General features: G+C 64.9%; 23 protein-coding genes. 5 read left to right on the forward strand and 18 right to left on the reverse strand.

The window, feature by feature from the left end; all coding sequences use genetic code 11:
- Positions 1 to 65: 65 nt before the first annotated feature.
- Positions 66 to 593 carry an O-acetyl-ADP-ribose deacetylase gene (locus EV147_RS06200; RefSeq protein ID WP_130390213.1) on the forward strand — a complete coding sequence of 176 codons (528 nt, stop codon included), beginning with the start codon at positions 66 to 68 and terminating at the stop codon, positions 591 to 593.
- Positions 594 to 625: 32 nt separating this feature from the next.
- Here EV147_RS06200 and EV147_RS06205 read toward each other — a convergent pair whose 3' ends face one another.
- The 10 genes from EV147_RS06205 to EV147_RS06250 all read right to left on the reverse strand — a co-directional run bounded on the left by EV147_RS06205 (position 626) and on the right by EV147_RS06250 (position 12,349).
- Positions 626 to 1,546 (reverse strand): alpha/beta fold hydrolase, encoded by a 921-nt coding sequence (locus tag EV147_RS06205; RefSeq protein ID WP_130391206.1) that lies wholly within the window; start codon positions 1,544 to 1,546, stop codon positions 626 to 628.
- A 64-nt stretch (positions 1,547 to 1,610) separates the two neighbouring features.
- Entirely contained in the window at positions 1,611 to 2,513 is a 903-nt protein-coding gene (locus EV147_RS06210) for an SDR family oxidoreductase (protein ID WP_130390214.1), read from the reverse strand.
- A gap of 178 nt (positions 2,514 to 2,691) precedes the next feature.
- The gene (locus EV147_RS06215) at positions 2,692 to 3,627 is read right to left on the reverse strand and encodes a glutathione S-transferase family protein (RefSeq protein WP_130390215.1); all 936 of its coding nucleotides are present in this window, start codon (positions 3,625 to 3,627) and stop codon (positions 2,692 to 2,694) included.
- A 40-nt stretch (positions 3,628 to 3,667) separates the two neighbouring features.
- A complete protein-coding gene (locus tag EV147_RS06220; RefSeq protein WP_130390216.1) occupies positions 3,668 to 4,510 on the reverse strand; it encodes a class II aldolase/adducin family protein in 843 nt (280 codons plus the stop codon).
- A 65-nt stretch (positions 4,511 to 4,575) separates the two neighbouring features.
- Positions 4,576 to 5,589: an NADP-dependent oxidoreductase gene (locus tag EV147_RS06225; protein WP_130390217.1), complete on the reverse strand. Its 1,014-nt coding sequence runs from the start codon at positions 5,587 to 5,589 to the stop codon at positions 4,576 to 4,578.
- 51 nt (positions 5,590 to 5,640) lie between these two features.
- Positions 5,641 to 6,072 (reverse strand): PaaI family thioesterase, encoded by a 432-nt coding sequence (locus EV147_RS06230; protein ID WP_130390218.1) that lies wholly within the window; start codon positions 6,070 to 6,072, stop codon positions 5,641 to 5,643.
- Positions 6,073 to 6,119: 47 nt separating this feature from the next.
- Positions 6,120 to 6,902: an SDR family oxidoreductase gene (locus EV147_RS06235; protein WP_130390219.1), complete on the reverse strand. Its 783-nt coding sequence runs from the start codon at positions 6,900 to 6,902 to the stop codon at positions 6,120 to 6,122.
- A 26-nt stretch (positions 6,903 to 6,928) separates the two neighbouring features.
- Positions 6,929 to 8,788, reverse strand: a complete 1,860-nt coding sequence (locus EV147_RS06240; RefSeq protein ID WP_130390220.1) for an acyl-CoA dehydrogenase — start codon at positions 8,786 to 8,788, stop codon at positions 6,929 to 6,931.
- A 191-nt stretch (positions 8,789 to 8,979) separates the two neighbouring features.
- Positions 8,980 to 10,158 (reverse strand): acetyl-CoA C-acyltransferase, encoded by a 1,179-nt coding sequence (locus tag EV147_RS06245; RefSeq protein ID WP_130390221.1) that lies wholly within the window; start codon positions 10,156 to 10,158, stop codon positions 8,980 to 8,982.
- Between the two features lie 109 nt (positions 10,159 to 10,267).
- Positions 10,268 to 12,349: a 3-hydroxyacyl-CoA dehydrogenase NAD-binding domain-containing protein gene (locus tag EV147_RS06250; RefSeq protein ID WP_130390222.1), complete on the reverse strand. Its 2,082-nt coding sequence runs from the start codon at positions 12,347 to 12,349 to the stop codon at positions 10,268 to 10,270.
- A 509-nt stretch (positions 12,350 to 12,858) separates the two neighbouring features.
- Between EV147_RS06250 and EV147_RS06255 the strand changes: the two genes are divergently transcribed.
- Entirely contained in the window at positions 12,859 to 14,343 is a 1,485-nt protein-coding gene (locus EV147_RS06255) for an amino acid permease (RefSeq protein ID WP_130390223.1), read from the forward strand.
- A gap of 37 nt (positions 14,344 to 14,380) precedes the next feature.
- Here the strand turns inward: EV147_RS06255 and EV147_RS25900 are convergent, their stop codons facing one another.
- Together EV147_RS25900 and EV147_RS06260 are read right to left on the reverse strand one after the other, a co-directional pair.
- Positions 14,381 to 14,521, reverse strand: a complete 141-nt coding sequence (locus EV147_RS25900; RefSeq protein ID WP_157994668.1) for a hypothetical protein — start codon at positions 14,519 to 14,521, stop codon at positions 14,381 to 14,383.
- 50 nt (positions 14,522 to 14,571) lie between these two features.
- Entirely contained in the window at positions 14,572 to 15,033 is a 462-nt protein-coding gene (locus tag EV147_RS06260; protein WP_130390224.1) for a hypothetical protein, read from the reverse strand.
- A gap of 321 nt (positions 15,034 to 15,354) precedes the next feature.
- Here EV147_RS06260 and EV147_RS06265 point away from each other — a divergent pair, with 321 nt between their 5' ends.
- Positions 15,355 to 15,996 carry a DUF2778 domain-containing protein gene (locus tag EV147_RS06265; RefSeq protein WP_130390225.1) on the forward strand — a complete coding sequence of 214 codons (642 nt, stop codon included), beginning with the start codon at positions 15,355 to 15,357 and terminating at the stop codon, positions 15,994 to 15,996.
- A 315-nt stretch (positions 15,997 to 16,311) separates the two neighbouring features.
- Here EV147_RS06265 and EV147_RS06270 read toward each other — a convergent pair whose 3' ends face one another.
- From EV147_RS06270 to EV147_RS06295, 6 genes are all read right to left on the reverse strand, one after another.
- Positions 16,312 to 17,025, reverse strand: coding sequence for an ABC transporter ATP-binding protein (locus EV147_RS06270; RefSeq protein ID WP_130390226.1), 714 nt, complete (start codon positions 17,023 to 17,025; stop codon positions 16,312 to 16,314).
- Positions 17,022 to 17,801: an ABC transporter ATP-binding protein gene (locus EV147_RS06275; protein ID WP_130390227.1), complete on the reverse strand. Its 780-nt coding sequence runs from the start codon at positions 17,799 to 17,801 to the stop codon at positions 17,022 to 17,024. The genes EV147_RS06270 and EV147_RS06275 overlap by 4 nt, the downstream gene beginning before the upstream one ends.
- The gene (locus EV147_RS06280; protein WP_130390228.1) at positions 17,798 to 19,111 is read right to left on the reverse strand and encodes a branched-chain amino acid ABC transporter permease; all 1,314 of its coding nucleotides are present in this window, start codon (positions 19,109 to 19,111) and stop codon (positions 17,798 to 17,800) included. The genes EV147_RS06275 and EV147_RS06280 overlap by 4 nt, the downstream gene beginning before the upstream one ends.
- A gap of 3 nt (positions 19,112 to 19,114) precedes the next feature.
- On the reverse strand, positions 19,115 to 20,062 hold the full coding sequence (locus tag EV147_RS06285; protein WP_130390229.1) for a branched-chain amino acid ABC transporter permease: 948 nt from the start codon (positions 20,060 to 20,062) through the stop codon (positions 19,115 to 19,117).
- A gap of 153 nt (positions 20,063 to 20,215) precedes the next feature.
- Complete coding sequence (locus EV147_RS06290) at positions 20,216 to 21,475, reverse strand: branched-chain amino acid ABC transporter substrate-binding protein (protein ID WP_130390230.1); 1,260 nt, start codon at positions 21,473 to 21,475, stop codon at positions 20,216 to 20,218.
- A 157-nt stretch (positions 21,476 to 21,632) separates the two neighbouring features.
- Positions 21,633 to 23,258, reverse strand: a complete 1,626-nt coding sequence (locus tag EV147_RS06295) for a 3-(methylthio)propionyl-CoA ligase (RefSeq protein WP_130390231.1) — start codon at positions 23,256 to 23,258, stop codon at positions 21,633 to 21,635.
- Between the two features lie 290 nt (positions 23,259 to 23,548).
- On the opposite strand from EV147_RS06295, the gene EV147_RS06300 reads away from it, so the two are divergent.
- Positions 23,549 to 25,162, forward strand: coding sequence for a protein adenylyltransferase SelO (locus EV147_RS06300; RefSeq protein WP_130390232.1), 1,614 nt, complete (start codon positions 23,549 to 23,551; stop codon positions 25,160 to 25,162).
- Between the two features lie 67 nt (positions 25,163 to 25,229).
- The gene (gene msrB, locus EV147_RS06305; protein ID WP_130390233.1) at positions 25,230 to 25,637 is read left to right on the forward strand and encodes a peptide-methionine (R)-S-oxide reductase MsrB; all 408 of its coding nucleotides are present in this window, start codon (positions 25,230 to 25,232) and stop codon (positions 25,635 to 25,637) included.
- Positions 25,638 to 25,715 lie beyond the last annotated feature (78 nt).

Below are 25,715 nucleotides of genomic sequence, written 5' to 3' on the forward strand. Positions count from 1 at the left end.
ATCACCGGCCATGCCACAGGCGGCGTTTGGCGGCTATGCTTGGAAGGCAAACCCTTGGAGACACCATGACAGGCGAACACTTGCAGGTTGTGCACGGCGATATCACGCGGATGGAAGTCGATGCCATCGTCAACGCGGCCAACAACGGGCTGCTGGGCGGCGGTGGCGTGGACGGCGCGATCCACGGCGCGGGCGGGCCATCGATCATGGCCGCCTGCCGGGCCATTCGCGACAAGCAAGGCGGCTGCCCCACCGGCGAGGCGGTGATCACCACCGGCGGGCTGCTGCCGGCGCCCTATGTCATCCACGCCGTGGGGCCGGTCTGGCATGGCGGCGCGCAGAACGAGGACGCGCAACTGGCCAGCGCCTACCGGAGCGCCATCCGGCTGGCCGCCGAACACAACCTGCGCACCGTGGCGTTTCCGAACATCAGTACCGGCATCTACGGCTTCCCGCGTGAGCGGGCCGTCGATATCGCCATCGCGGCCGTGCGGGAGGCACTGGCCAAGGCGCCCTCGATCGAACAGGTGACGTTCGTCTGTTTCGACGACGAGAACTTCCGGCTCTACCGCGACCGGCTGCGGGGCAACTGAGGCCGGACGTGCCGGGCAGCTTCGGGGCAGCTTCAGGGCAGCGCGCCGCGGATCAGCAGGTTGATCCGCTCGGGCTGCTCGTGGATGATCCAGTGCGTGCCTTCCGGAATCCGCTCCAGCCGCAGGTCGGGTACGAAATCCTCCAGCCCGTCCACCAGCGACCTCGGCAGCGCGCGGTCATTCTCGCCCCAGATCACCAGTGTCGGCACCCGGACCACGAACATCGCCGGGTCGAGCCGCGAGATATCGGGCGAGGTCTCGCCCTTGGCGGGCGGATGCATGGGCGTGGCGCGGTAGTAGTTGACGCCGCCGGTCAGCGGGTGCGAACCGTTGTCGCCCGGCTCGGACCACGCGCCGTGGTACCGCACGCGCGTGTCGCCCGCGAACCACGCTGGCAACGCCCCAGCGTCGCCGGTCAGCATTTTTTCCAGCAGCGCAAACTCGTTGGCGGCCAGTGCCTGCTCCGAGCCGGGCTTGCGCAGCCAGTTCATGTAGGCCGAGGCTTGTTGCTGCGCCGGGTCCGCCGACAGCGCCCGGGCGAACAGGTACGGATGCGGCGAGTTGATGATGACCAGCCGCTCGACCAGTTCCGGGAACTGCGCGGCCAGATTCCAGCAGACCGCCCCGCCCCAGTCGTGCGCCACGATCACGCATGTCTCGTAGCCGAGCACGCGGATCAGCTGCACCAGGTCTTCCACGAGCAGCTTGGGCCGGTAGGCCTCGGGCTCGGCCGGCTTGCTCGACAGGTTGAAGCCGCGCAGATCGGGCGCCACGGCGAAGTGGGTCTGGCCAAACTCGGCAAGCTGGCGCTCCCAGGCGTACCAGAACTCCGGGAAGCCGTGCACGAACAGGATCAGCGGCTTGCCCGGCTCGCCCGCGCTGCCGTAGTGCAGCCGCGTGCCGTTGGGCAGGTTGGCGAACTGCAGGTGATGAATCACGGCGGGCGCGGTCATCATGGTCTCCCTCGTCATTTCCGGCATGCGGATCTCCCGTAGGCTATGCAAGAACGTGGCCAGGTCAGCCGCGCAGCGCGGCAACCAGGCTGGCGCGGACTTCGGACTTGTCGCCGAACGGATCGCCCGGGTTGCGCTGGCTGACGATGTCTTCCATGCGCTGGCGAACCGTGGCGAGCGCCTGCGGGTGGGAATAAATATAGAAGCTTTCGTTGCGGATGGCGTCGAACGTGAGCTGACCCACATCGGCCGCGCTGACCTTGCCCGAACCTACCGCCTTGTCGGACAACGCCTGGGACACCATCTGCGAGCGCGTCGGCGGCGCGTCGTTGGTCAGGCCGGCGGGTCGATTGCGGTGCGACTGGCTGATGCCGGTCGGCACGAAGTACGGGCACAGCACCGAGCAGCGCACCTGATCGGTGACCAGGCTCAAGTCCTGGTAGAGCGTCTCTGTCAGCGCCACCACCGCGTGCTTCGACACGTTGTAGACGCCCATTGCCGGCGGGTTCAGCAGACCAGCCATCGACGCCGTGTTGACGATATGGCCCTGGAACGACGGATCCTTCTTCGCGGCCTCCAGCATCAGCGGCGTGAAGATCCGCACGCCGTGGACCACGCCATACAGGTTGACGCCCAGCACCCACTCCCAGTCCTTCTCGGTGTTCTCCCAGACCAGCCCGCCCGCGCCGACGCCGGCATTGTTGAAGACGAGGTTGACTTCGCCGAACGCGGTCATCGTGGCATCGGCCAGCGCCTGCACCTCGGCCGCCTTCGACACATCCGTCCGGAGTCCGATCACCTGGGCGCCCTGGGCCTTGAACTCGGCCACCGTGGTGTCGAGCGCGTCTTCCTGGACATCCGCCAGCACCAGCTTCATGCCGAGCTGGGCGCCGATCCTTGCGAATTCCTTGCCGAAACCGGAAGCGCCGCCTGTGATCACGGCAACCTTGCCTTCGAACTGGTTCATGGTGTCTCCTCGTGATTGTTTTTTGTGTTGCTTTGCTCCCCTCTCCCGCACCGCGGGAGAGGGGTCGGGGGAGAGGGTCAGCGGCTCTGCTTGCCGACTTGTCGAAACTTGACCCGCCTGCCCTCTCCCCTGCCCCTCTCCCAGAGGGAGAGGGGAATACCGTCAGGGCAGGAAGGGGCTAAACCCCCGCCTGCACCCAATACCCCTGCCTCGGAAAATGCACGTTCACCGCACCGGCGCGAGAATCCTGGCGGCGGATCGTCACCACGTGTTCCGTCAGCGTCAGCAGCACGCCGGCCACAGGATCCTTCGCATAGTCGGTGGGCGTGACCGTCACGGCGTCGCCGGCCGAGAAGCCGCCGCCGGGCAGGATCGTGGTGTCGTGCGGCAGCGGATCGTGGTTGTACGCATCGGCCAGTGCCGATTCCGAAGGAATCACGCGCAGCTTGCCGTGGCCGTAGGCCTGCATTCGCGCAAACCACGTCTTGACCAGCGGGTAGCCGTCGAGCAGCGCGGCCAGCGGCGTGGCGCGGCGGATGAACCAGATGCAATGGAACAGCGAGAAATCGGCGACCGACAATTCCGGGCCGGCCACGTGCTGGACGCCGGCCGCGAACTGCTCCTGCAGGCGCGCGAAGGTCTCGTGGAGCATGGCGGCGGCCTCGGGCAGCGGCATGCGCAGCGCATTGGTGTCACCGCGCATGGCCTTGCGGTCGGCCATGAACGCCTGGACCTGGCCCGGGCTCAGATGGGACAGCATGGCCTGCACCCCGGCCGGCTGCATCGTGTAGGTGACCGACGCGGTGAACAGCGCGCTGTCGATCCAGGCCGCCATCATGCGTGCCTGGGCCGCCTGGAAGGCCGGATACAGCGGCGGCTGGGGCGCCAGCCGGTCCAGCACATCGCAGATCAGCGCGGTATCGCAGTAGATATCGGCACCGATCTGCATGACCGGCGTGCGCCGGTAACCGCCCGTCAGCGCGGTTACATCGGGCTTGGGCATGATCGTCGGGATCTCCACCGCGCACCACGACAAGCCCTTGGCGCCCATTACCAGGCGGATTTTTTCAGAAAACGGCGATGTTGCGTACTGATGAAGGATGATGTCGGGCATCCGAGCCTCTCCAGGGAGTGATTAAAAGGGTCTACCCCTGTTAATCGAGCAGATCCGGCTGTTCCTTAACAATACGTGCGTATAACGGCTGGAACTGGAACCAGCCGGCCTGGGCCGTGCCGACGATGGAATACGACTGGCGGGCCGCCGTGTCGCTGATCGTCTTCGGCGCTTGCCCGGTCCGGGCGGCGGCCGATTCGGCCAGGATCTGCACCTGGCACGAGCGCTCCATCGTGATGAACCACCACGCGGCCTCGTCCACGGTCTTGCCCACGGTCAGCAGCCCATGGTTCTGGAGGATCGCCGCCTTGTTCTGGCCCAGCGCGTTGGCGATGCGCTGGCCCTCGTCCAGTTCGACCACCACGCCACCGAAATCGTCGTATAGCGCGTGGTCGTCGTAGAACGCGCAGACGTCCTGCGTGAGCGGGTCGAGCTTGCGGCCCAGCGTGGACCAGGCCCGGCCGTAGGTGCTGTGGGAATGGGCCGCCGCCACGGCGTCCTCGCGCGTCTGGTGGATGCGCGAGTGGATGGCAAAGGCGGCCGCGTTGACCGGGTAGTCGCCCTCCACCACGTTGCCGTGGTGGTCGCAGCGGATCAGGTTCGAGACGTTGACCTGGCTGAAATGGACGCCGAACGGATTGACCCAGAAGGTATCGGTGAATTCGGGATCACGGGCCGTGATATGGCCCGCCACGCCCTCGTCGAAGCCGAACTTCGAGAACAGCCGGAACGCCGCCGCCAGCCGCTGCTTGCGGTGCAGCCGCTCTTCCGCAGCGGTCTCGAACCTGGGCGGGCGCGGCAGGTTGCGGTAGCGGGCCTTGACCTCTTCGGACAGGCCGGACGCGATCTCGTCGCGTTCAGCGGTCACTTGCGGGGCGTTCATGGGCTGTCTCCTGTGAGGGGGGCGCGCCCCTTCGCGGGGCGTCTTTGCCGGGTGATTCGGGCGAATTACGCGAGTTTCACGAGCTGCTTGCCAAAATTCTTGCCCTTGAGCAGGCCCATGAACGCCTCGGGCGCGCTGGCCAGTCCTTCGGCCACGCTCTCGCGGAACTTGATCTTGCCCTGGGCCACGTAGCCGCCCAGTTCCTTCAGCGCCTGCGGCCAGACTTCCATGTGCTCGGACACGATGAAGCCCTCGATCTTGCAGCGCGAGACCAGAATGGCGCGCGGGTTGCGGATCGGCATGTCCTGGCCGTCATAGCCGGCGATCAGGCCGCACACCGCAATGCGGGCGAACGGGTTCAGGCGGGCCAGCACCGCGTCGAGGATGTCGCCGCCGACATTCTCGAAGTAGCCGTCCACGCCCTTCGGCGTCACGGCCTTGAGCATGCCGTACAGCTCCTTGGCATCGTTGGCGGCCTTGTAGTCGATGCAGGCGTCGAAGCCCAGCTCTCCGGTCACGTAGTCGCACTTGTCCTTGCCACCGGCCACGCCCACCACGTAGCAGCCGGCCAGCTTGGCCAACTGGCCCACCACGCTGCCGACCGCGCCCGAGGCGGCGCTGACGACGATGGTCTCGCCGGCCTTCGGCGCGATGATCTTGTTCAGGCCGTACCAGGCCGTGACGCCGGGCATGCCCACCGAGCCGAGGTAGGCCGACAGCGGGATGTGCGTGGTATCCACCTTCTGCATGCCGCTGCCGTCCGTGACGCCGAGTTCCTGCCAGCCGAACATGCCCACGACCTTGTCGCCCACGTTCCACTTGGCGTTCTTGCTGGCGATGACCTCGCCCACCGTGCCGCCGATCATGACTTCGCCCAGCGGCTGAGGATCGGCGTAGGACTTGCCTTCGCTCATGCGGCCACGCATGTACGGGTCCAGCGACAGGAAATGGTTGCGCACCAGCACCTGGCCATCGGCCAGTTCGGGCACGGGTACTTCTTCCAGGCGGAAGTTGTCGGGCGTGACGGCTGCGGTGGGGCGCGAGGCCAGGACGATACGCTTGTAGGTTTGGTTCGACATATGCGGTTCCTTCACTCGGTGGGAGGTAAGTCTGGACAGGGCGCGCCGGGATCAGCCGTCCGCGCCCGAATCGGCCGCCCCGCTTTCGCGCTTGGGCGGCATACGCTTGATGAACTTGAACGTGCCGGAGGCCTTCGAGACGATCTTGCCGTCGGCGTCGACAATCTCGCCTTCGCAGAACGCCATCGTCGACGTCCGGTGCACGGTCTGGCCGCGTGCGGTCAGCTTGCCGCGCCCGGGCGCCATGAAGCTGGTCTTCATCTCGATGGTGACCACGCCGCGCCCGTCGGGGTCCGACGAGCGGCCGGCGATGGCCATGGCCACATCGAGCAGCGTCATGATGACGCCGCCGTGGGCCATGTCCCAGCTGTTCTGGTGCCGCTGCTGGAGGTCAAGCTCGATCTCGCTGCGGCCGCCCTCCATGTAGTTGCAGAGGACGCCGAGATCGGCGAGGAATGGGATGTTGAGGGGGCGTTGGGACATAAGGGGACGAAAGTAGCGTGACCGGGATTATGCGCCTTGTCTGGCACTCAGACCGCGCTGACCCCGCCATCCACCGCCAGCACCTGCCCCGTAATGTGCTTGCCGGCATCCGACGCGAACAGCAGCGCGGCGCCCTTCAGGTCTTCATCGTCGCCCAGCCGGCGCAGCGGCACGCCTTCGCACATCTTGTCCACGCCGATCCGCTCCAGCGAGCCGCGCGTCATCTTCGACGGGAAGAAGCCCGGCGCCAGCGCGTTGACCGTGATGTTGTGCTCGCCCCATTCCGCGGCCAGCGTGCGCGTGAAATTGATCACCGCACCCTTGGACGTGTTGTAGGCAATGGTTTCCATCGAGCCCGGCGGGTTGCCGGCCAGGCCGGCGATCGACGCCACGTTGATGATGCGGCCATGGCGGCGCGGGATCATCGACAGCTTGCCGATCTTCTGTGACAGCAGGAACAGGCCCCGGATATTGAGGTTCATCACCTTGTCCCAGGCCTCGACCGGATGGTCTTCCGCCGGGGCGCCCCACGTGGCGCCGGCGTTGTTGACGAGGATATCCACATGGCCGAGCCGGGCCAGTGCCTCGTCGGCCAGCCGGGCGATCTCGTCGTCGCGTGCGGCATCGGCAGCGATGAACGAGGCGTCGATACCGCGCGCCTTCAGGTGCGCCTGCGCGGACTCCAGTTCATCGGCCTTGCGCGCCGACAGCACCACGCGGGCGCCCTGCTCGCCCAGCGCCTCGGCAATCTGCAGCCCCAGGCCGCGCGAACCGCCGGTGAGCAGCGCGGTGCGGCCCTTGAGATCGAACAGTTGCTGGATGGTCTTCATGGTTGTCTCCCCCTTTCTCTGTCTTGTCAGAACCAGCTGTCCTGCATGTCGAGCGTGGTGCGGTCCAGCGAGCCCAGCAGGTCAAACTGCGGGTACACCTTCGGCAGCTCGAACCGGAAGAAGTATGCCGCCGCCGCCAGCTTGCCGCGATAGAAGTCGGCGTCGTCACCGGCGGCCGAGGGCAGTGCCGCCTGCGCGACCAGCGCCTGTTCGAGCCAGATCCACGCCACCACCACATGCCCGAACGCTTCGAGGTACACCGACGCATTGGCCAGCGTCACGTTCGGATCGCCCGCCGCCCAAAGCGCCTGCGTGACCTCGGCCAGCCGGCCGGCTGCTGCGCCCAGCGCACGGGCCTGTTCGCCCAGCGTGGCGTCGCCAGCGGCCCGCGCCCGCGCACAGGTGTCCTGCACGCGCTTGCCGAGCAACTGGAAGGCCGCGCCGTCCTGCATCACGACCTTGCGGCCCAGCAGGTCCAGGCCCTGGATGCCGTGCGTGCCCTCATGGATCGGGTTGAGCCGGTTGTCGCGGTAGAACTGTTCGACGTTGTACTCGCGCGTGTAGCCATATCCGCCGTGCACCTGGATGGCCAGGCTGTTGGCTTCGAGGCACCACTGCGACGGCCAGCTCTTGGCGATCGGCGTCAGGATATCGAGCAGCAGCGATAGTTCGCGGTGCTTCGCGGCGTCCCCGGTGGCCTTGGCCGCATGTTCTTCGTCCACCAGCCGCGCGCAGTACAGGTTCAGCGCCAGGCCGCCCTCGACATAGCTTTTCTGCGCCAGCAGCATGCGGCGAACGTCGGCATGTTCGACCAGCCTGACCTGCGCCGAAGCCGGGTCCTTGCCCTGCGGCCCCACCGGACGGCCCTGCGGCCGGCTGCGCGCATAGTCGAGCGCATGAAGGTAACCGGTGTAGCCGAGCGCCACGGCGCCCAGCCCCACGCCGATCCGGGCCTCGTTCATCATGTGGAACATGCAGGCCAGGCCCTTGTGCGGCTCGCCGACCAGATAGCCGATGGCGCCGGCCTTGCCGCCCGGCTGGTACTTCATGCCCTCGCCGAAGTTCAGCAGGCAGTTGGTGGTGCCGCGATAGCCCATCTTGTGGTTCAGGCCGGCCAGCACCACGTCATTGTGCTCGCCGAGCGAGCCGTCCGGATTGACGAGGTACTTCGGCACGATGAAAAGCGAGATCCCCTTCACGCCGGGAATCAGCTTGCCATCCGGGCCCGGGATCTTGGCCAGCACGAGGTGGACGATGTTCTCCGACAGCTCATGCTCGCCGGCCGAGATCCACATCTTGTTGCCGCGCAGGCGGTACTGCTGGCCCAGCGGGGACTCGCCCTCGTAGTCGGCCCGCGTGGCCACGTCTGACAGCGACGAGCCCGCCTGCGGCTCCGACAGGCACATCGTGCCGAAGAAGCGGCCTTCCAGTTCGGGACGCACGAAGGTATCGACCTGCGCCGGCGTGCCGTGCGTCAACAGCAGATTCGAGTTGCCGATGGTCAGGAACGGGTAGGAGCTGGTGCCGACGTTGGCTGCCTTGAAATAGGCAAACGCAGCCTTTTCCAGCGTAACGGGCAGTTGCATGCCGCCGTAGTCGTAGTCCTGGCCGGCAGCCATCAGGCCGGCTTCGCAGAACGCCTTCAGCGCAGCCTTGACCTCGGGGATGATCGTGACGGTTTCGCCATCGAAATGCGGTTCGTGCGCATCGCTTTTCTTGTTGTGCGGCGCGAACAGGTCGGTGGCGATTTTCTCGCAGGTATCCAGCGCGGCGTCGAACGTCTCGCGCGAATGGTCTGCAAAGCGGGGAATCTGGGTCAGCGACTCGGCATCGAGCCATTCGTACAGGACGAAGTTGAGATCGCGTCGGGAAAGGATCAGCGACATGGAATGCGAGGCTCCGGGCTGAATCGAAAGGAAGTGGTTTGACTCCCCTCTCCCGCAAACAGGAGAGGGGTTGGGGGAGAGGGCCAGCGGTTCAATTTGCCATGACCGGCAAGCAGAACCCCCTTCCCTCTCCCCCTGCCCCTCTCCCAGAGGGAGAGGGGAAACTACATACAGGCAGTAAGAAAAAACGCTTACAGCACCTCGAACAGCCCGGCAGCACCCTGGCCGCCGCCGATGCACATCGTCACCACGACGTACTTGACGCCACGGCGCTTGCCTTCGATCAGCGCATGGCCGACCAGGCGCGCGCCCGACACACCGTACGGATGGCCCACGGCGATCGCGCCGCCGTTGACGTTCAGGCGATCCATCGGGATGCCGAGCTTGTCGGCGCAGTACAGCACCTGCACGGCGAACGCCTCGTTCAGCTCCCACAGGCCGATGTCGTCGACCTTGAGGCCAGCCTTCTTGAGCAGCTTCGGCACCGCAAAGACCGGGCCGATACCCATTTCGTCCGGCTCGCAGCCCGCCACGGCAAAGCCGCGGAACACGCCCAGCGGCTGCAGGCCGCGGGCAGCGGCCACGCGGGCATTCATCACCACGGCAGCCGAGGCGCCATCCGAGAACTGCGACGCGTTGCCGGCCGTGATCACGCCGCCGGGCATGGCCGTGCGGATCTTCGACACGCCTTCCAGCGTGGTGTCGGCGCGGATGCCTTCGTCGGCGTCGATCGTGACTTCCTTCGTCAGCAGCTGGCCGGTAGCCTTGTCGGCCACGCCGGCGAGCACCGTCATCGGTACGATCTCGTCCTTGAACTTGCCGGCCTCCAGCGCGGCCGCGGCACGCTGCTGGCTCTGCACGCCGTACTCGTCCTGGCGTTCCTTCGAGATGTTGTAGCGCTTGGCCACGTTCTCGGCGGTCTGCAGCATGCTCCAGTAGATTTCCGGCTTGTTCTTGTTCAGCCAGCTTTCCTGGATCATGTGGCGGTTCATCTCCTGCTGCACGCACGAAATGGATTCCACGCCACCTGCCACGAAGATGTCGCCTTCATCGGCGATCACGCGCTGCGCGGCCATGGCGATGGTCTGCAGGCCCGACGAGCAGAAGCGGTTGACGGTGGCGCCAGGCACGGTGACCGGGCAGCCGGCGCGCAGGGCAATCTGGCGCGCGATGTTGGCGCCGGTGGCGCCTTCGGGGTTGGCACAGCCCATCAGCACGTCTTCCACTTCACCGGCCTCGATCTTCGCGCGGGAAATGGCGTGCTGCACCGCATGGCCGCCCAACGTGGCGCCGTGCGTCATGTTGAAAGCGCCCTTCCAGCTCTTGGCCAGCGCGGTGCGCGCGGTGGATACGATGACTGCCTCGTTCATGTGTTGCTCCTCGGATTCTTTGTGTCTCTGCGTCTAGCGGAGGGATGTTCGGTGTCTGCGAACGGACGGTTCGGTATGCCCGTCATGCGTCCGTTCGCGTGGCGGCCAATCAGCCGTTGAAGCCCTTGCCTTCGTCGGCCAGCTTCTGCAGCAGCGGCGCAACGGTCCAGGCTTCGCCGTGGTAACCCTTGGCGTAGCGCTTCATCGACTGGGCCACGTTGAACAGGCCAACCTGGTCCGCGTAGAGCATCGGGCCACCGCGGAACAGCGGGAAGCCGTAGCCGGTCAGGTAGACCATGTCGATGTCAGACGCCTTCGAGGCAATGCCCTCCTCCAGGATCTTCGCGCCTTCGTTCACGAGGGCGAACACCAGGCGCTCGACGATTTCGTCGTCCGAGATCTTGCGGCGCGTGATGCCGAGCGACTTCGAGTGCTCGACGATCATGTCGTTGACCTGCTGGTTCGGGTACGGCTTGCGGTCTCCCGCCTTGTAGTCGTACCAGCCCGCGCCGGTCTTCTGGCCGAAGCGGCCCATCTCGCACAGCAGGTCGGCGGTCTTCGAGTACTGGATGTCCGGCTTGTCCACGGCGCGGCGCTTACGGATGGCCCAACCGATGTCGTTACCAGCCAGGTCGCCCATACGGAACGGACCCATGGCGAAACCGAACTTCTCGATGGCGCGGTCCACTTGCTCCGGCAGCGCGCCTTCGTCCAGCAGGTAGCCAGCCTGGCGGCTGTACTGCTCGATCATGCGATTGCCGATGAAGCCGTCGCACACGCCCGACACCACGGCCGTCTTCTTGATCTTCTTGCCAATCTGCATCACCGTGGCCAGCACGTCCTTGCCGGTCTTCTCGCCGCGCACCACTTCCAGCAGCTTCATCACGTTGGCCGGGCTGAAGAAGTGCATGCCAACCACATCCTGCGGACGGCGCGTGAACGAGGCAATCTTGTTCACGTCGAGCGTGGAGGTGTTGGAGGCCAGGATGGCACCGTCCTTCATCACTTCGTCCAGCTTCTTGAAGACGGTTTCCTTGACGCCCATCTCCTCGAACACGGCTTCGATCACCATGTCCGCATCCTTGATGTCGTCGTACGACAGCGTGGTGCTCAGCAGGCCCATGCGCTGCTCGACCTTCTCGGCCGTCAGCTTGCCCTTCTTGGCGCTGTTGTCGTAGTTCTTGCGGATGATGCCGACGCCACGATCGAGCGCTTCCTGCTTGGTTTCCAGCATGATCACGGGGATGCCCGCGTTCAGGAAGTTCATCGTGATGCCGCCGCCCATCGTGCCGGCGCCGATCACGGCCACCTTCTCGATCTTGCGGACCGGCGTGCCTTCCGGCACATCGGGAATCTTGCTCGCGGCACGCTCGCCGAAGAACGCATGGCGCAGCGCGCGCGATTCCGGCGTGCCCACCAGGTACATGAAGCCTTCGCGCTCTTCCTTCAGGCCCTGCTCGAACGGCTTCAGCGAGGCCGCCACGGCATCCACGCACTTCGACGGGGCCGGGAAGTTCTTGGCCACGGCCGCCACGGTGTTGCGGGCGAACGCGATGAAGCCCTCGGCGTTTTCATGACGCACCTTCAGGTCGCGCACCTTCGGGTGCGGGCCGCTGGCGGCGCCCACGTTCTGCGCGAACTTGATGGCGGCCGGCAGCACGTCACCGTCGACAACCTCGTCGAACAGCTTCGAACCGGCAAACTTCTCCGAAGGAATGGCCGTGCCCGACACGATCATGTTCAGTGCGTGCTCCAGCCCGATCAGGCGCGGCAGGCGCTGCGTGCCACCGGCGCCCGGCAGCAGGCCCAGCTTGACTTCGGGCAGTGCGATCTGCGCGCCCTTGGCGGCCACACGGTAGTTGCAGCCCAGCGCCAGTTCCAGGCCGCCGCCCATGGCGACGGAGTGAATCGCGGCCACGACCGGCTTGGCCGAGGCTTCCAGCACCCGGATCACCGAGTGGAGCGTCGGCTCCTGGGTGGCCTTGGGCGTATTGAATTCGCGGATGTCGGCGCCGCCCGAGAATGCCTTGCCAGCGCCGGTGATGACGACGGCCTTGACGGCTGCATCGTCCAGCGCACGGGTCATGCCTTCGACGATGCCGAGCCGGGTGCTGTGACCCAGGCCATTGACGGGGGGATTGTCGAGCGTGATGACGGCTACGCCGTCCTGAACCTGATACTGCGCTGTCATACAAGTTCCTTTGGTGTGTGCGAGCCCTCGGTTGGTCTCGGGCATCAGTTGTCTCGGGATTCGAATTCTCGAATAAAGGTTGCTGCCAGGATTGCGGCGCTATGGTCTTGTTCCCGCAATCCCTTGCTCCACAAGCCCCTCCGGCTCGAAAGCGGGTCAAGCATACACAAAATAGCACGGTCGTTCAATTTCATTTTTCGGCCATGGAATTTGCGTCATGCGTCCGCTTCATGCACGCATTTGCCGGCGTTCATGGTGAGCCGCCCGACCAGGCAAATCCCTCAGGGGGAACCCGTAGACGGCAACTTCCAACCGGGAGCGTTATGGCGAAAGATGCACTTTATTAATATGAACTCCGGCTTAAACACATTCATTTGACGCCGGCCTCCAATCCACTAAAAAAGAGACGGTAGACTCGCGCCTTTCGTTTTTCCGGGTGGCCACCGGAGACTGTCGCCCACAAGGCTTTGGTTCCGTGGCCCCTTCCCCCCGACGATCCAGCGACCCTGATGTCTTCCGACTCCCAACCTCACCAGCACCCTGTCGTCGAGCACGACGACCTGCGCCGCAAGCTCAAGGCGCGCCACCTGACCATGATCGCCCTGGGCGGTGCCATCGGTACCGGCCTCTTCATTGCTTCGGGCGGATCGATCGCGCAGTCCGGGCCGGGCGGCGCCCTGCTGGCCTACTGCCTGATCGGCCTGATGGTCTACTGCCTCATGACGAGCCTTGGCGAACTGGCTGTGCACATGCCGGTGGCGGGGTCGTTCGTCACCTACAGCGCACTCTACGTCGATGAAGGGTTCGGCTTTGCGCTGGGCTGGAACTACTGGTTCAGCCTCGCCGTGACCATCGCCGTGGAACTGACGGCGGCTCAACTCGTGATGCAGTACTGGTTCCCCGAGGTGCCGGGCGTGTACTGGAGCGCCGGGTTCCTGTGCCTGATGTTCGCACTCAACGCGTTCTCCGTCCGGGGCTTCGGGGAGGCCGAATACTGGTTCGCGCTGATCAAGATCGTGACGGTGGTGGTCTTCCTCGGCGTCGGATTGCTGATGATCTTCGGCATTCTCTCGGGCGGTCCGCAATCCGGCTGGGGCAACTTCACGGTCGGTGAAGCGCCATTTGTCGGCGGCCTGCCCGGCATGTTCGCGGTGGCGATGATCGCCGGGTTCTCGTTCCAGGGCACCGAGACAGTCGGCGTGGCGGCAGGCGAGGCCGAAAATCCTTCACGCACCATTCCCCGCGCCATCCGCCAGACCTTCTGGCGCATCCTGCTGTTCTACGTGCTGGCGATCCTGATCATCGGCGTACTGATTCCCTACACCGACCCCAACCTGCTCCGCAATGACGTGACCGACGTGGGCGTCAGCCCTTTCACCCTCGTCTTCCGCCACGCCGGCCTGGCGTTTGCCGCAGGACTGATGAACGCCGTGGTACTGACCGCCCTGCTCTCGGCGGGCACCTCCAGCATGTACGTGTCGACCCGCATCCTGTACGGCCTGGCGATAAGCGGCCGCGCGCCGCGCGCACTGGCAAGGCTGACCGCCGGCGGGGTGCCGTTCAATGCCTTGCTGGTCAGCACCGCCATCGGCGCGCTGTGCTTCTTCAGCTCGTTGTTCGGTGACAAGGCGGTCTATCTCTGGCTGCTCAACACCTCCGCCATGACCGGCTTCTTCGCCTGGATCGGCATCGCCGTCAGCCACTACCGCTTCCGCCGGGGCCTGGTCGCGCAGGGCTACAAGGTCTCGGACCTGTCCTACCGCTCGCCGCTCTATCCGTTCGGCCCGATCTTCGCCGGCGTGCTCTGCCTGGCCATCGTGGCCGGGCAGAACTATGAAGCGTTCGGCGACATTCCCGGACGCTGGCACGAGATCGTCGGCACCTACATCGGTGTACCGGTCTTCCTGGCGCTGTGGCTCGGATACCGGATCGTGCGCAAGAGCCGGATCATCGCGTACGAGGATATGCCGTTCGAGATACGGCGGCGGGGGTGAGCACCGGAGCGTGGAGCGCCACGGCGGTCCACCTCTCTCAACCAAGTTTTCCGGTAAGCCCCGCATAGGCAAGATAGAACATGAACGCGTAACCGAAAACGAGCATTACGCCGACTGCGCGCAATACGGCTGCGCGCGTCTGCTCGAAATTCTCGTCCGACAGGCATGCCAGTTTCATTTGAATCTCCAGGTTCGAGTCGATAAATCAACGCTGCTGTAACGATGGGTTCATCCCGCGGTCACCACGGGCCGAATCAGAAACACGTAGCCAAGGAAGTGCATTCCTCCACTGAGCACCGACAGAAAGACGCACGTGCGCAACATCGGGCCATCATCCGTGTCCCTCGACAACCAAAGCGCATCGCGCAGGCAGGCAGTCCTGGTAGCAAGCATCACCAGCACAGAGGACACCACGATAACCAGGACATGGGCCGTCATCACGCCCCACATGACCTGTCTCAGCGCCCATGCCTCTTCCAACGCAGACGCCAGCATGTAGCACGCACTGGCGCTCAGTGGAATGACGGCCCAGAGCAATTGCCCATCCTTGATGGCAAGTCTGACTGAACTCCCATGGCGGCCGGCGGGCACGTTGGCGAATTGCATCAACGGCAGCAACGCCAGCGGCGCCAGCAAGGGAATGGCGACGTTGAACACGAACCAGCCGAGCAGTTCCAGAACACTTTGCATGGCACCTCACGCTGAAGACGACGCAGGCAATGCTAGGCCCGAGATTCGCGCTCGCCAAGGGTCCATGTGTCAAATCGACGGGAAGACCGCCCACGGCGTGGCGCGGCACCAACTGAGTCCTGCGGAAGTGTTAAAGATGTAGTCGTTCTACGAGAAAAGGAGTCCTACTGGCCATCGGATGGCTTGCGCTATCGTTCCTCGTGTCAGACGCCAGGCGCCTGAGAGAGTTGGGAAGAAGCGCCGAGAATTGACGCCTCGCAACGACTCGGCGCCACGCATTGGCTATGGTCGGCAGACTTGGAACTGTGGGGAATCTGCACCATGGCTGTCGTGACGCACTCGTTGGTCCGTGAGATAGAGGGAGATCCGATCCTCAGGCGAGCCCTTGCCGAAGCCCATCGGGCCAAGTTCGGGTTGGTCGCGCGTACGACTGATGTCCGGCTGATGGTCGAGATGCTTGGGCTCGAGGAAACCGCGCGGCGCATAGAGAGCCGTTACGCCAGGCTCGACTTTGATGGCAAGGTCCTTCGCTGGATCGAGAATGGCATGGCCTCACGATCATGGCTTGCAGTTTCGGGAGCGCTGGGTTATCAACACAAAAGGTATCAGGACGTGCCAAACAAAGGGCCAATTCCAGAAGGCTTTTACGTTGCCAGACAGGCCGAATTGCAGAGGCGAGAGGATTACGCCGCGTTCAATCGAGTGATATGCCACTTGGGTGGGGTGCCTTATCTGAAGAAATTCTCCGGTGCGTGGCCGGGTTGTGGTTTTGCGTGGGGGGATCGTCGCATCTGGCTCGAACCGTTGGGCGGGAGCTCGATGCTCGGCCGCAACAACTTCTCTATCCACGGAGGAAGCTTCCCTGCATCTGCCGGTTGCATCGATCTCACGTCCGACATGCCCGACTTTGTGGATAAATTTCTCAAGTATGGCAAAGACCTCGAACTTCGCGTTAGGTATTGAGATAGTCATCCGAATAGGCATCTCCGCCCTATCGGCCTTAGTTGCGGTAGGCATGAACGAACATCTGATGTCCGGCCTCTATCCACACTTCACCGGCGCCATAGTGTCGTACCTGTTCAGCGCGCTCCTGAGTCTTGGATCGATGGCGTGGCCAACTCGACTGAATTCCACGCGATGGTATCTAGGCGGGCCGTTCTTCGCGCTGACGGTGCTTGGAATAATATTCTCCGACTGCTCCACCTGCTGGACGGGAATGTTCAAGGTCCATGGATGGCTGGGAATTGACCCATTCTCTTAGTGCTCGTTCCCGCCCCCTCACACCTCCAGCCACTCCTTCCTCACCTGCGCATTCGCCTTCAGATCCCTCGGCGTGCCCTCGAACACGATATGGCCGTGGCCCATCACGTAGACCCGCTGCGAGATATCCAGAGCAATGGCCAGTTTCTGTTCGATCAGCAGCACCGAGACGCCGCGCTCCTTCAGCGTCTTCAGGAAATCTCCGACCAGCGTGACGATCATCGGGGCCAGGCCCTCGGTGGGCTCGTCGATCAGGATCAGGTCGGGGTCGCCCATCAGCGTGCGGCACAGCGTCAGCATCTGCTGCTCCCCGCCCGAGAGCACGCCGGCCGCGGTGTTCTCGCGTTCCTTCAGGCGCGGAAACATGCGGTACATGTCCTCCACTGACCAGCGCGGAGTCTGCTGGCGAGGGTTGCGCTTCTCGCCTAGCAGCAGGTTCTGGCGCACCGTGAGCGTGGGGAAGATGTCGCGGTTCTCGGGCACATAGCCGATGCCGGCGTGGGCAATTTCGAACGTACGGCGCCCGAGGATCTCCTGGCCCCGGAACTTGACCGAGCCCTCCGCGCGAACCATGCCAAGAATGGCCTTGGCCATGGTGGAGCGGCCCACGCCATTGCGGCCTAGCAGCGCGACGATCTCGCCGTCGTCGATGTGGGCGTCCACGCCATGCAGGATGTGGCTCTTGCCGTAGTAGGCGTGCAGACCCGCGACTTCTAGCATGGGCTGGCTCATCCGATGGCTCCTTCCTCGGCATGTTCGTCGAGCGTGGTTCCCAGGTAGGCTTCCTTGACGCGACGGTTGTTGCGGATCGCTTCCGGCGTGTCGGTGGCGATGACTTCGCCGTAGACCAGCACCGAGATGCGGTCCGCCAGGCCGAATACCACGCTCATGTCGTGCTCCACCATCACCAGCGTCTTGCCCACGGTCACCTTGCGGATCAGTTCCACGGCATGATCCGATTCCGAGCGGCTCATGCCGGCGGTGGGCTCATCGAGCAGGATCACGTCGGCGCCGCCGGCAATCGTGATGCCGATTTCGAGCGCGCGCTGTTCGGCATAGGTCAGCAGCCCGGCCTGGCTGTTGCGCCGGTGTTGCATGCCGATCAGCTCCAGCACCTCGTCCGCACGCTCCTTCGCGTCGCGCAGTGCCGATAGCCTGTGCCAGAACGAGTACTTGTAGCCGAGAGACCAGAGCACCGCGCAACGCAGGTTCTCGAACACCGAAAGCCGGTGGAAAATATTGGTGATCTGGAAGCTGCGCGACAGCCCCATCCGGTTGATCTCGAACGGCCGCAGGCCCGCGATGCTCTGCCCGTTCAGCTTCACCGCACCCGACGTCGGCGCGAAGCGGCCCGAGATCAGGTTGAACGTGGTCGACTTGCCTGCGCCGTTCGGGCCGATCAGCGCGTGGCGCTCGCCCTTGCCAATCGTCAGGGTGACACCGCGGATGATCTCGGTCTGGCCGAACTTCTTGCGTACGTCGGAAAGTTCCAGTGCGGCGGCGGTCATGCCAGTCCTCCCGTTTCGGCCTGGATGGCATCGAGTTCCGCGCGGACCTTGGCGCCGGCCCAGCGCCAGGCGGCGCAGCCGACGGCCCAGAGTACGGCCGCAACGATCCATGGCGGCAGCGTCCCGGCGTTGAAGGCGATGCCAAACAGGCTCATGTCGGTGCCGTTGGCGCTGTCCACCTGCACCTTGTAGATCAGTTCGACGGTCAGGATCGCAGCGACCAGCAGGATCAACCCGGCCACGGCGCCCTGCGCATACGAAGGCAGCATCCGGCCGAACTGCTTTTTCGCCACGAGCGGCAGTTGCATCAGCAGCAGGCTGGCGATGCCACCCGGCACGAACATCACCATCATCACGAAGAACAGGCCCAGATACAGCAACCAGGCCTTGGTCAGGTCAGACAATGCCACCGCGAACAGCATGAACACGATGGCGCCGATCACGGGTCCGAAGAACACCCCGGCGCCGCCGATGAACGCCGCCAGCAGCACGCCACCCGAGCGCACCGCGCTGACGTTCTCGGCCGAGACGATCTCGAAATTGATCGCTGACAAAGCGCCGGAAATGCCCGCGAAGAATGCGGAGAGGATCAGCACCAGGTAGCGCACGCGCTGGGTGTTGTAGCCGATGAACTCGACCCGCTCGGGGTTGTCGCGCACGGCGTTGGCGATGCGGCCCAGCGGCGTCTGCGTCCAGGCGTACATGGCCACCATCGACAGGAAGCACCAGATCGCGATCAGGTAGTAGACCTGCCGCCCCGGCCCGAACGTGATGCCGAGGAACGGGTCGCCTACCACCCGGTTGGTGGAGATGCCGCCTTCGCCGCCGAAGAAATCTGGGAACATCAGCGAGCTGGCAAACACCATCTCGCCAATGCCCATCGTGATCATTGCGAACGTCGTGCCTGACTTCTTGGTGGTCACGTACCCGAACAGCACGCCAAAGAACGCGCCGGCGAGCCCGCCCACCAGCGGCAGCATCGACACCGGCAGCCATACCTTGCCGGCCCCGACCATGTTCAGCACGTGCACCGCGATGAAGGCGCCCAGCCCCGAGTAGACCGCATGCCCGAACGAGAGCATGCCGGTCTGGCCCAGCAGCATGTTGTACGACAGCGCGAAGATGATCATGATGCCCATCTGCGACATCAGCGTCACCGCGAAACCGCCCGTGAAGATCAGCGGCATGGCGATCATCAGCAACGCCGTGAGCGACCAGATGACCCACCGCGCCAGGTTCAGGGGCCGGTAGCGCAAGGTGCGGCCCGTCACCACAGGCCGGGAGCTTTGTTGCATCGTCGTGGTTTCCATGGCTCAGCTCTCCCGGGTGCCCATCAGCCCGCGCGGGCGGAAGATCAGCATCACCACGAGCAGCAGGTATGGCAGCACTGGCGCCACCTGGGCCACGGTGAGCTTCCAGAGCGAGCTGAACGGCGTGGCATCGGTGACGGCGAGCCCGAAACTGCCGAACAGCCCGGCCAGCGAGGCATCGATGGTGACCGCGAAGGTCTGCAGCACGCCGATCAGGATCGACGCAATGAACGCCCCCACCAGTGATCCCATGCCCCCCACCACCGCCACCACGAAGACGATGGACCCCACCGCCGCCGCCATCGAAGGCTCGGTGACGAACGCATTGCCGCCGATCACCCCGGCCAGCCCTGCCAGCGCCGCGCCGCCGCCGAATACCATCATGAACACGCGCGGCACATTGTGACCCAGTGCCTCGACCATTTCAGGGTGCGTCAACGCTGCCTGGATGACCAGGCCGATACGGGTACGCGTCAGCACCAGGTAGATAGCCACCAGCATGCCCAGCGACACCAGCATCATGAATGCGCGGTACTTGGGGAACGAGGACGTGAAGACCGTGAAGAGCGGGCCGTCAAGTTCTGCCGGCACCCGGTACGGTACGGCGGCGAGGCCCCAGACGAGCTTGACGCCCTCCTCGATCAGGTACGCCAAGCCGAAAGTAAATAGTAATTCGGCCACATGGCCGTACTTGTGGACCGTGCGCAGCCCGAAGCGCTCCACCAGCGCCCCGGCGGCCGCCACCAGCAGCGGCGCGAGGATCAGCGCGGGCCAGAAGCCGACCTTGGTGGCAATGGTGTAGGCAAAGTAGGCACCCAGCATGTAGAAGCTGGCGTGCGCGAAATTCAGCACACCCATCATGCTGAAGATCAGCGTGAGCCCCGACGAGAGCATGAACAGCAGCAGCCCGTAGCTGAGCCCGTTCAGCAGCGAGATGACAAAGAATTCCACGGCAAGTCCCCGATCCGGAGCCTGATTCGACAAAGGCCATATTGTCAGCGGTTCCCGCGCTGGCGGGAACCCTTCGCGCGCATCAACTTGCGGCTATGGCGCCGAGGGGTGGCCGGGCCAGCGGCGCCCGGCCGCTGGCTACCGGCTTTCCGGCTACTGCGACGAGCCGGGGCGCTTCATCTGGCACGAGGTGGGCTGTGCGGCCACGAACTGGTCGAGCGCGGCGTCGGTCTTCCAGCCGTACCCGGTGTTCTCCTGGTCGTACTTGACGTCCTTGCCGTTGACCTTGGTCCAGGTGGCCACCACCAGCGGCTGCTGGGCCTGGTGGTCGGACGGACGCATTTCCACGGTGCCGTTCAGGCTTTCCACCTTGATGCCTTCGAGCGCCTTGGCCACCTTGACCGGATCGGTCGAGCCGGTGTCCTTCATGGCCTTCGACAGCATGGCGATGCCGGTATACGAAGCCATCACGTAGAAGTCGTCGTTGTACTTCTTCTTGTAGCCTTCGATGACGTCGGCGCCCTTGAACCCGGCGTTGTTGGGGTTGTAGTAGCCCACGTACTTGACGTGCTCCGCGCCGGCCGCGCCCATGGCCGTAGGCACGCCAGTGGTGCCGGCGTAGTAGGTATAGTAGTCCACCGGCAGGCCGGCATCCTTGCCTGCCTTGATCAGCAGTGCCAGGTCGCTGCCCCAGTTGCCGGTGATGACCGTGTCGGCCCCGGCCGCCTTGATCTTGGCCGCGTACGGCGCGAAGTCCTTGACCTGTGCCAGCGGGTGCAGGTCCTCGCCCACGATCTGGATGTCAGGACGCTTGCGCTTGAGGTAATCCTTGGCGGCACGGGCCACCTGGTGGCCAAACGAGTAGTTCTGGTTGATCAGGTAGACCTTCTTGACCTTGGGGTCCTTGGCCAGGAACGTGGTCAGCGCCTCCATCTTCATGTCGGAGTTGGCGTCGAGCCGGAAATGCCAGTAGTTGCACTTGCTGTTGGTCATGTCCGGGTCCACCGCCGCGTAGTTCAGGTAGACGATTTCCTTGCCCGGATTGCGCTCGTTGTGCTTGGCCACGGCGTCTTCGAGCGCCAGGCCCACCGACGAACCATTGCCCTGGACGATGTAGCGGATGTTCTGGTCGACCGCCTGCTTGAGAATGGTCAGGCTCTCCTGGGGGCTCAGCTTGTTGTCGAAGCCCACCACCTCGAACTTGTGCGCACCGGCCCAGTTCTTCTGGTTGGCCAGTTCCGCCACGTACTGCCAGCTCTTGAGCTGATTCTGACCCACCGGGGCCATCAGGCCCGACAGCGGATCGATGAAGGCGATCTTCACCGTATCGGCCGCCGCCACGCCAGACGCCAGCGCGGAACCCAGCATCACGACTGCAGCCACTCCGGTAACCAGCGGACGCAACTTGGTCATACCTGTCTCCTTGGGATTATTGTCGTTGGCGAATGGCAACGGCCGCCGCCCTCCTGTGCGCGGACGGCCGTCCTCGCGAAGCCCCCGCCCACGCGGAGCGGGATGTCGCAAAACGGTTGACGGGATGGACGACACCCGGCGCGGTGCGATACGGCGTTCAGGCGCCCGGCAGCCGGTAGTCCTTGAACTGCTCGCGCAGCTTGAGCTTCTGCATCTTTCCGGTGGCCGTCAGCGGAATCTCGGTCACGAACGCCACGTCGTCGGGAATCCACCACTTGGCGACCTTGCCCTCGAAGAAGGCCAGCAGTTCCTCGCGGCTGATCTCCGTGCCGGGACGCTTGACCACCACCAGCAGCGGCCGCTCGTCCCATTTCGGGTGGTAGGCGGAGATGCAGGCGGCCATGTGCACGGCCGGATGGGCAGCCGCCACGTTCTCGACATCGATCGACGAAATCCACTCGCCGCCAGACTTGATCACGTCCTTGCTGCGGTCCGTGATCTGCATGTAGCCCTCTTCGTTGATCGTGGCCACGTCGCCGGTGGGGAACCAGCCGTCCACGAGGGGGCTGCCCTCGGCGCGGAAGTAGCGGTCGATCACCCACGGCCCGCGCACCAGCAGATCGCCGAATGCCTTGCCGTCCCACGGCAGTTCCTGACCCTCGCCGTCGACGATCTTCATGTCCACGCCGTAGATCACGCGGCCCTGGGTTTCCAGGATCTTGTGGCGCGCATCCTCCGGCAGGTCCTTGTGCCGCGCCAGCAGCTTGCACGACGTGCCGAGCGGCGACATCTCGGTCATGCCCCAGGCATGGATCACCTCGACATCAAGCGCCTCCAGCGCGCGGATCATCGCCGGCGGCGCCGCAGAGCCACCAATCACGGTGCGCCGGAAGGTCGAGAACTTCAGCTTGTTGGCCTGCACATGCTGCAGCAGCCCCAGCCAGACCGTGGGCACGCCGGCGGAGAATGTCACGCCCTCCTGTTCGAAGAGTTCGTACAGCGACGCCCCGTCGAGCTTGGCCCCCGGGAACACCAGCTTGGCGCCGACCAGCGGCACCGAATACGGCAGCCCCCACGCATTGACGTGGAACATCGGCACCACCGGCAGGATCACGTCCTTGGCCGAGCAGCCGAGCGCGTCGGGCAGCGCCGAGGCATACGAATGCAGCACCGTCGAACGATGCGAGTACAGGGCCCCCTTGGGATTGCCCGTGGTGCCCGAGGTGTAGCACAGGCTCGAGGCCAGGTTTTCGTCGAACTGTGGCCAGTCGTAGTTGCCGTCCTGCTGGCTGATCAGGTCTTCGTAACAGATCAGCTCGACCTTGGCGTCGGCCGGCATGTGGGCGCGGTCGCTCATCAGCACCCAGCCCTTCACGTTCGGGCAGTGCGGCGCCACGCCTTCCACCAGCGGCAGGAAGGTGGCGTCGAAGAATACGTAGCGGTCGTCGGCGTGATTGACGATGTAGGCGATCTGTTCGGGGAACAGCCGCGGATTGATGGTATGGCACACGGCGCCCATGCCGGACACGCCATAGTAGATTTCGAGGTGCCGGTAGCCGTTCCAGGCCAGCGTCCCCACGCGCTCGCCCTCGGCCACGCCCAGCGCGCCCAGCGCCTGCGCCACCTTGCGGGCGCGCAACTCGCACTCGGCGTAGGTATAGCGGTGCAGGTCGCCTTCGGTGCGGCGCGAGACGATTTCCGTGCTGCCGTAGTAGCGCGCAGCGTGCTTGATGATGGAGGAAATGAGCAGCGGCGCGCTCATCATTTGACCCATCAATGCCATGAAACGGTCTCCTTGTTCTATGTTCAAGCACGAAAAACGAACAACCGTTCTTATTTTTGACCGATTGTTCCCTCGCGCTGCAAAAGCGTCGACACAATGCGACTAGCGGATGAGGTGATGGGACTGACGCGCAAGAGGCTCTCTCCAACCGCTTGCGGACCCTGTCATGCATGGGATTGATGTCCGCCATGTGCAGCGCTTTTCGAGTGGTCTGCGATGCGGCGGAAACCCTCGGCCAACAGGGGAAAACCGGTGCAAGTACAATACTGCGAGCCCCGATGCGTCTCAATATGTCGTTTTCCCCTAGCGCCGCGTCCGCCGCCCGGCGCGCCCGCCCAACACTCGCCAGCCCCATGCCTACCGACCTCCCCGAAGTCCTGCAGCGCCTGCCCTACGCCGTCCCCTTCGGCACCGCACCCGGCATCGCCGCGCTCGGCGAGCGGTTTTTCACGCGCCTGGCGCCGACGCCGCTGCCCTCGCCCTACCTCGTCAGCGTGGCGCCGGCCGCGGCCGCGCTGCTGGGATGGGACGAGGCCGGACTCGGCAAGGCGGTGGAGGATCCGGCCTTCCTCGACACCTTCGTCGGCAATGCCGTGCCGGACTGGGCCGATCCGCTGGCCACGGTCTATTCGGGCCACCAGTTCGGGGTATGGGCTGGCCAGCTTGGCGACGGACGCGCGATCCGGCTTGCCGAAGCGCAGCGACCTGACGGGCCGTGGGAAATCCAGCTCAAGGGCGCCGGGCTGACCCCGTATTCCCGCATGGCCGATGGCCGCGCGGTGTTGCGCTCGTCGATCCGCGAGTACCTGTGCTCCGAAGCCATGTACGCGCTGGGCGTGCCGACCACCCGGGCGATGTCGATCATCGGCTCCGATGCGCCAGTGCGGCGCGAGACGCTGGAAACATCCGCCGTGGTGACCCGCCTCGCGCCGAGCTTCATCCGATTCGGTCATTTCGAGCATTTCGCCGCCCGCGAGGACCACGCCAGCCTCAGGCAACTGGCCGACTTCGTCATCGACCGCTTCTACCCGGCCTGCCGCGATGCCGCCAGCCCCTACCAGGCGCTGCTGCGCGAAGTGTCGCTGCTGACCGCCGACATGGTGGCGCATTGGCAGGCCGTCGGTTTCTGCCACGGCGTGATGAACACCGACAACATGTCGATCCTCGGCCTGACGATCGACTACGGCCCGTTCGGCTTCCTGGACGCCTTCGACGCCAACCATATCTGCAACCATTCCGACCAGCAGGGCCGCTATGCCTACAGCCAGCAGCCCCAGATTGCGTTCTGGAACCTGCATTGCCTGGCCCAGGCGCTGCTGCCGCTGTGGCGCGACACCGATGCCGCCGACCCGGAAGCCGCCAAGCAGGCCGCCATCGACCTGGCCCACGAGGCGCTGGACCCGTTCCGCGACCGCTACGCCGAGGCGTTCTTCCGGCATTACCGCGCCAAGCTCGGCCTGCGCGCCGCACAGGACAACGACGAGGCACTGATGACCGACCTGTTCCGCGTACTGCATGCCAACCGGGTTGACTACACGCTTTTCTGGCGCCACCTCGGGGACATCAGCGCCCAGGACGCCGGACGCGACGCCCCCGTGCGCGACCTGTTCCTCGACCGCGCCGCCTGGGACGCCTGGGCCGCCGGCTACCGTGCGCGGCTGCAGCAGGAACAGTCGGACGACGCCGTGCGCGCGGCTGCGATGCGCCAGGTCAATCCGAAGTACGTGCTGCGCAACCACCTGGCAGAGACCGCCATCCGCGCCGCCCGGGACAAGGATTTTTCCGAGGTGAACCGTCTGCTGGCCGTGCTGTCGAAGCCGTTCGACGAGCAGCCCGAAGCGGCGCATTACGCCGCGCTGCCGCCGGATTGGGCTTCGGGGCTGGAAGTGAGCTGCTCCTCGTAATCGGCGCGTTCGTCCCCATATCCCCGGGGCAGGCCTTCCCGGGGCCACAACAACGAGAGGAAACAAGATGACCACGACCAAGACCGACGCCGAATGGCGTGAGCAGCTTTCCGACATCGAATACCGTGTGGCGCGCCAATCGGCCACCGAACGGCCGTTCACGGGCAAGTACTGGGACCACTGGGACCAGGGCATCTACCACTGCGTGGGCTGCGGCACGCCGCTGTTCGAATCGGGCACCAAGTTCGACGCCGGTTGCGGCTGGCCGAGCTACTTCAAGCCGATCAACGGCGAGGTGATTGCCGAGCACGCGGACCACACCCATGGCATGACGCGCGTGGAAGTCCGCTGCAAGGAATGCGGCAGCCACCTGGGCCATGTCTTCGAGGACGGCCCCGCGCCGACCGGCCTGCGCTATTGCATCAACTCGGCTGCGCTAAAATTCGACGATCGCGATCCGGACGAGCGCGGGTGACTCTGCCCGCACACCCGGACGCCCGTCCGATCCGCCGCGCGGGTCGCCAGCGGGCCGGCCCTGCCGGCTGGCCCGTCC

Source organism: Cupriavidus agavae (assembly GCF_004217045.1).
GTDB classification, from domain to species: Bacteria; Pseudomonadota; Gammaproteobacteria; order Burkholderiales; family Burkholderiaceae; genus Cupriavidus; species Cupriavidus agavae.

Coding starts and splice junctions, on each gene's coding strand:
- EV147_RS06240 (WP_130390220.1), bottom strand. CDS start 8,788: ATGTCGCTGATCCTTTCCCGACGCGATCTCAACTTCGTCCTGTACGAA.
- EV147_RS06200 (WP_130390213.1), top strand. CDS start 66: ATGACAGGCGAACACTTGCAGGTTGTGCACGGCGATATCACGCGGATG.
- EV147_RS06235 (WP_130390219.1), bottom strand. CDS start 6,902: ATGAAGACCATCCAGCAACTGTTCGATCTCAAGGGCCGCACCGCGCTG.
- EV147_RS06230 (WP_130390218.1), bottom strand. CDS start 6,072: ATGTCCCAACGCCCCCTCAACATCCCATTCCTCGCCGATCTCGGCGTC.
- EV147_RS06275 (WP_130390227.1), bottom strand. CDS start 17,801: ATGACCGCCGCCGCACTGGAACTTTCCGACGTACGCAAGAAGTTCGGC.
- EV147_RS06265 (WP_130390225.1), top strand. CDS start 15,355: ATGGCTGTCGTGACGCACTCGTTGGTCCGTGAGATAGAGGGAGATCCG.
- EV147_RS06260 (WP_130390224.1), bottom strand. CDS start 15,033: ATGCAAAGTGTTCTGGAACTGCTCGGCTGGTTCGTGTTCAACGTCGCC.
- EV147_RS06295 (WP_130390231.1), bottom strand. CDS start 23,258: ATGGCATTGATGGGTCAAATGATGAGCGCGCCGCTGCTCATTTCCTCC.
- EV147_RS06205 (WP_130391206.1), bottom strand. CDS start 1,546: ATGACCGCGCCCGCCGTGATTCATCACCTGCAGTTCGCCAACCTGCCC.
- EV147_RS06290 (WP_130390230.1), bottom strand. CDS start 21,475: ATGACCAAGTTGCGTCCGCTGGTTACCGGAGTGGCTGCAGTCGTGATG.
- EV147_RS06245 (WP_130390221.1), bottom strand. CDS start 10,158: ATGAACGAGGCAGTCATCGTATCCACCGCGCGCACCGCGCTGGCCAAG.
- msrB (WP_130390233.1), top strand. CDS start 25,230: ATGACCACGACCAAGACCGACGCCGAATGGCGTGAGCAGCTTTCCGAC.
- EV147_RS06280 (WP_130390228.1), bottom strand. CDS start 19,111: ATGGAAACCACGACGATGCAACAAAGCTCCCGGCCTGTGGTGACGGGC.
- EV147_RS06255 (WP_130390223.1), top strand. CDS start 12,859: ATGTCTTCCGACTCCCAACCTCACCAGCACCCTGTCGTCGAGCACGAC.
- EV147_RS25900 (WP_157994668.1), bottom strand. CDS start 14,521: ATGAAACTGGCATGCCTGTCGGACGAGAATTTCGAGCAGACGCGCGCA.
- EV147_RS06225 (WP_130390217.1), bottom strand. CDS start 5,589: ATGTCGAACCAAACCTACAAGCGTATCGTCCTGGCCTCGCGCCCCACC.
- EV147_RS06220 (WP_130390216.1), bottom strand. CDS start 4,510: ATGAACGCCCCGCAAGTGACCGCTGAACGCGACGAGATCGCGTCCGGC.
- EV147_RS06270 (WP_130390226.1), bottom strand. CDS start 17,025: ATGAGCCAGCCCATGCTAGAAGTCGCGGGTCTGCACGCCTACTACGGC.
- EV147_RS06215 (WP_130390215.1), bottom strand. CDS start 3,627: ATGCCCGACATCATCCTTCATCAGTACGCAACATCGCCGTTTTCTGAA.
- EV147_RS06300 (WP_130390232.1), top strand. CDS start 23,549: ATGTCGTTTTCCCCTAGCGCCGCGTCCGCCGCCCGGCGCGCCCGCCCA.
- EV147_RS06250 (WP_130390222.1), bottom strand. CDS start 12,349: ATGACAGCGCAGTATCAGGTTCAGGACGGCGTAGCCGTCATCACGCTC.
- EV147_RS06210 (WP_130390214.1), bottom strand. CDS start 2,513: ATGAACCAGTTCGAAGGCAAGGTTGCCGTGATCACAGGCGGCGCTTCC.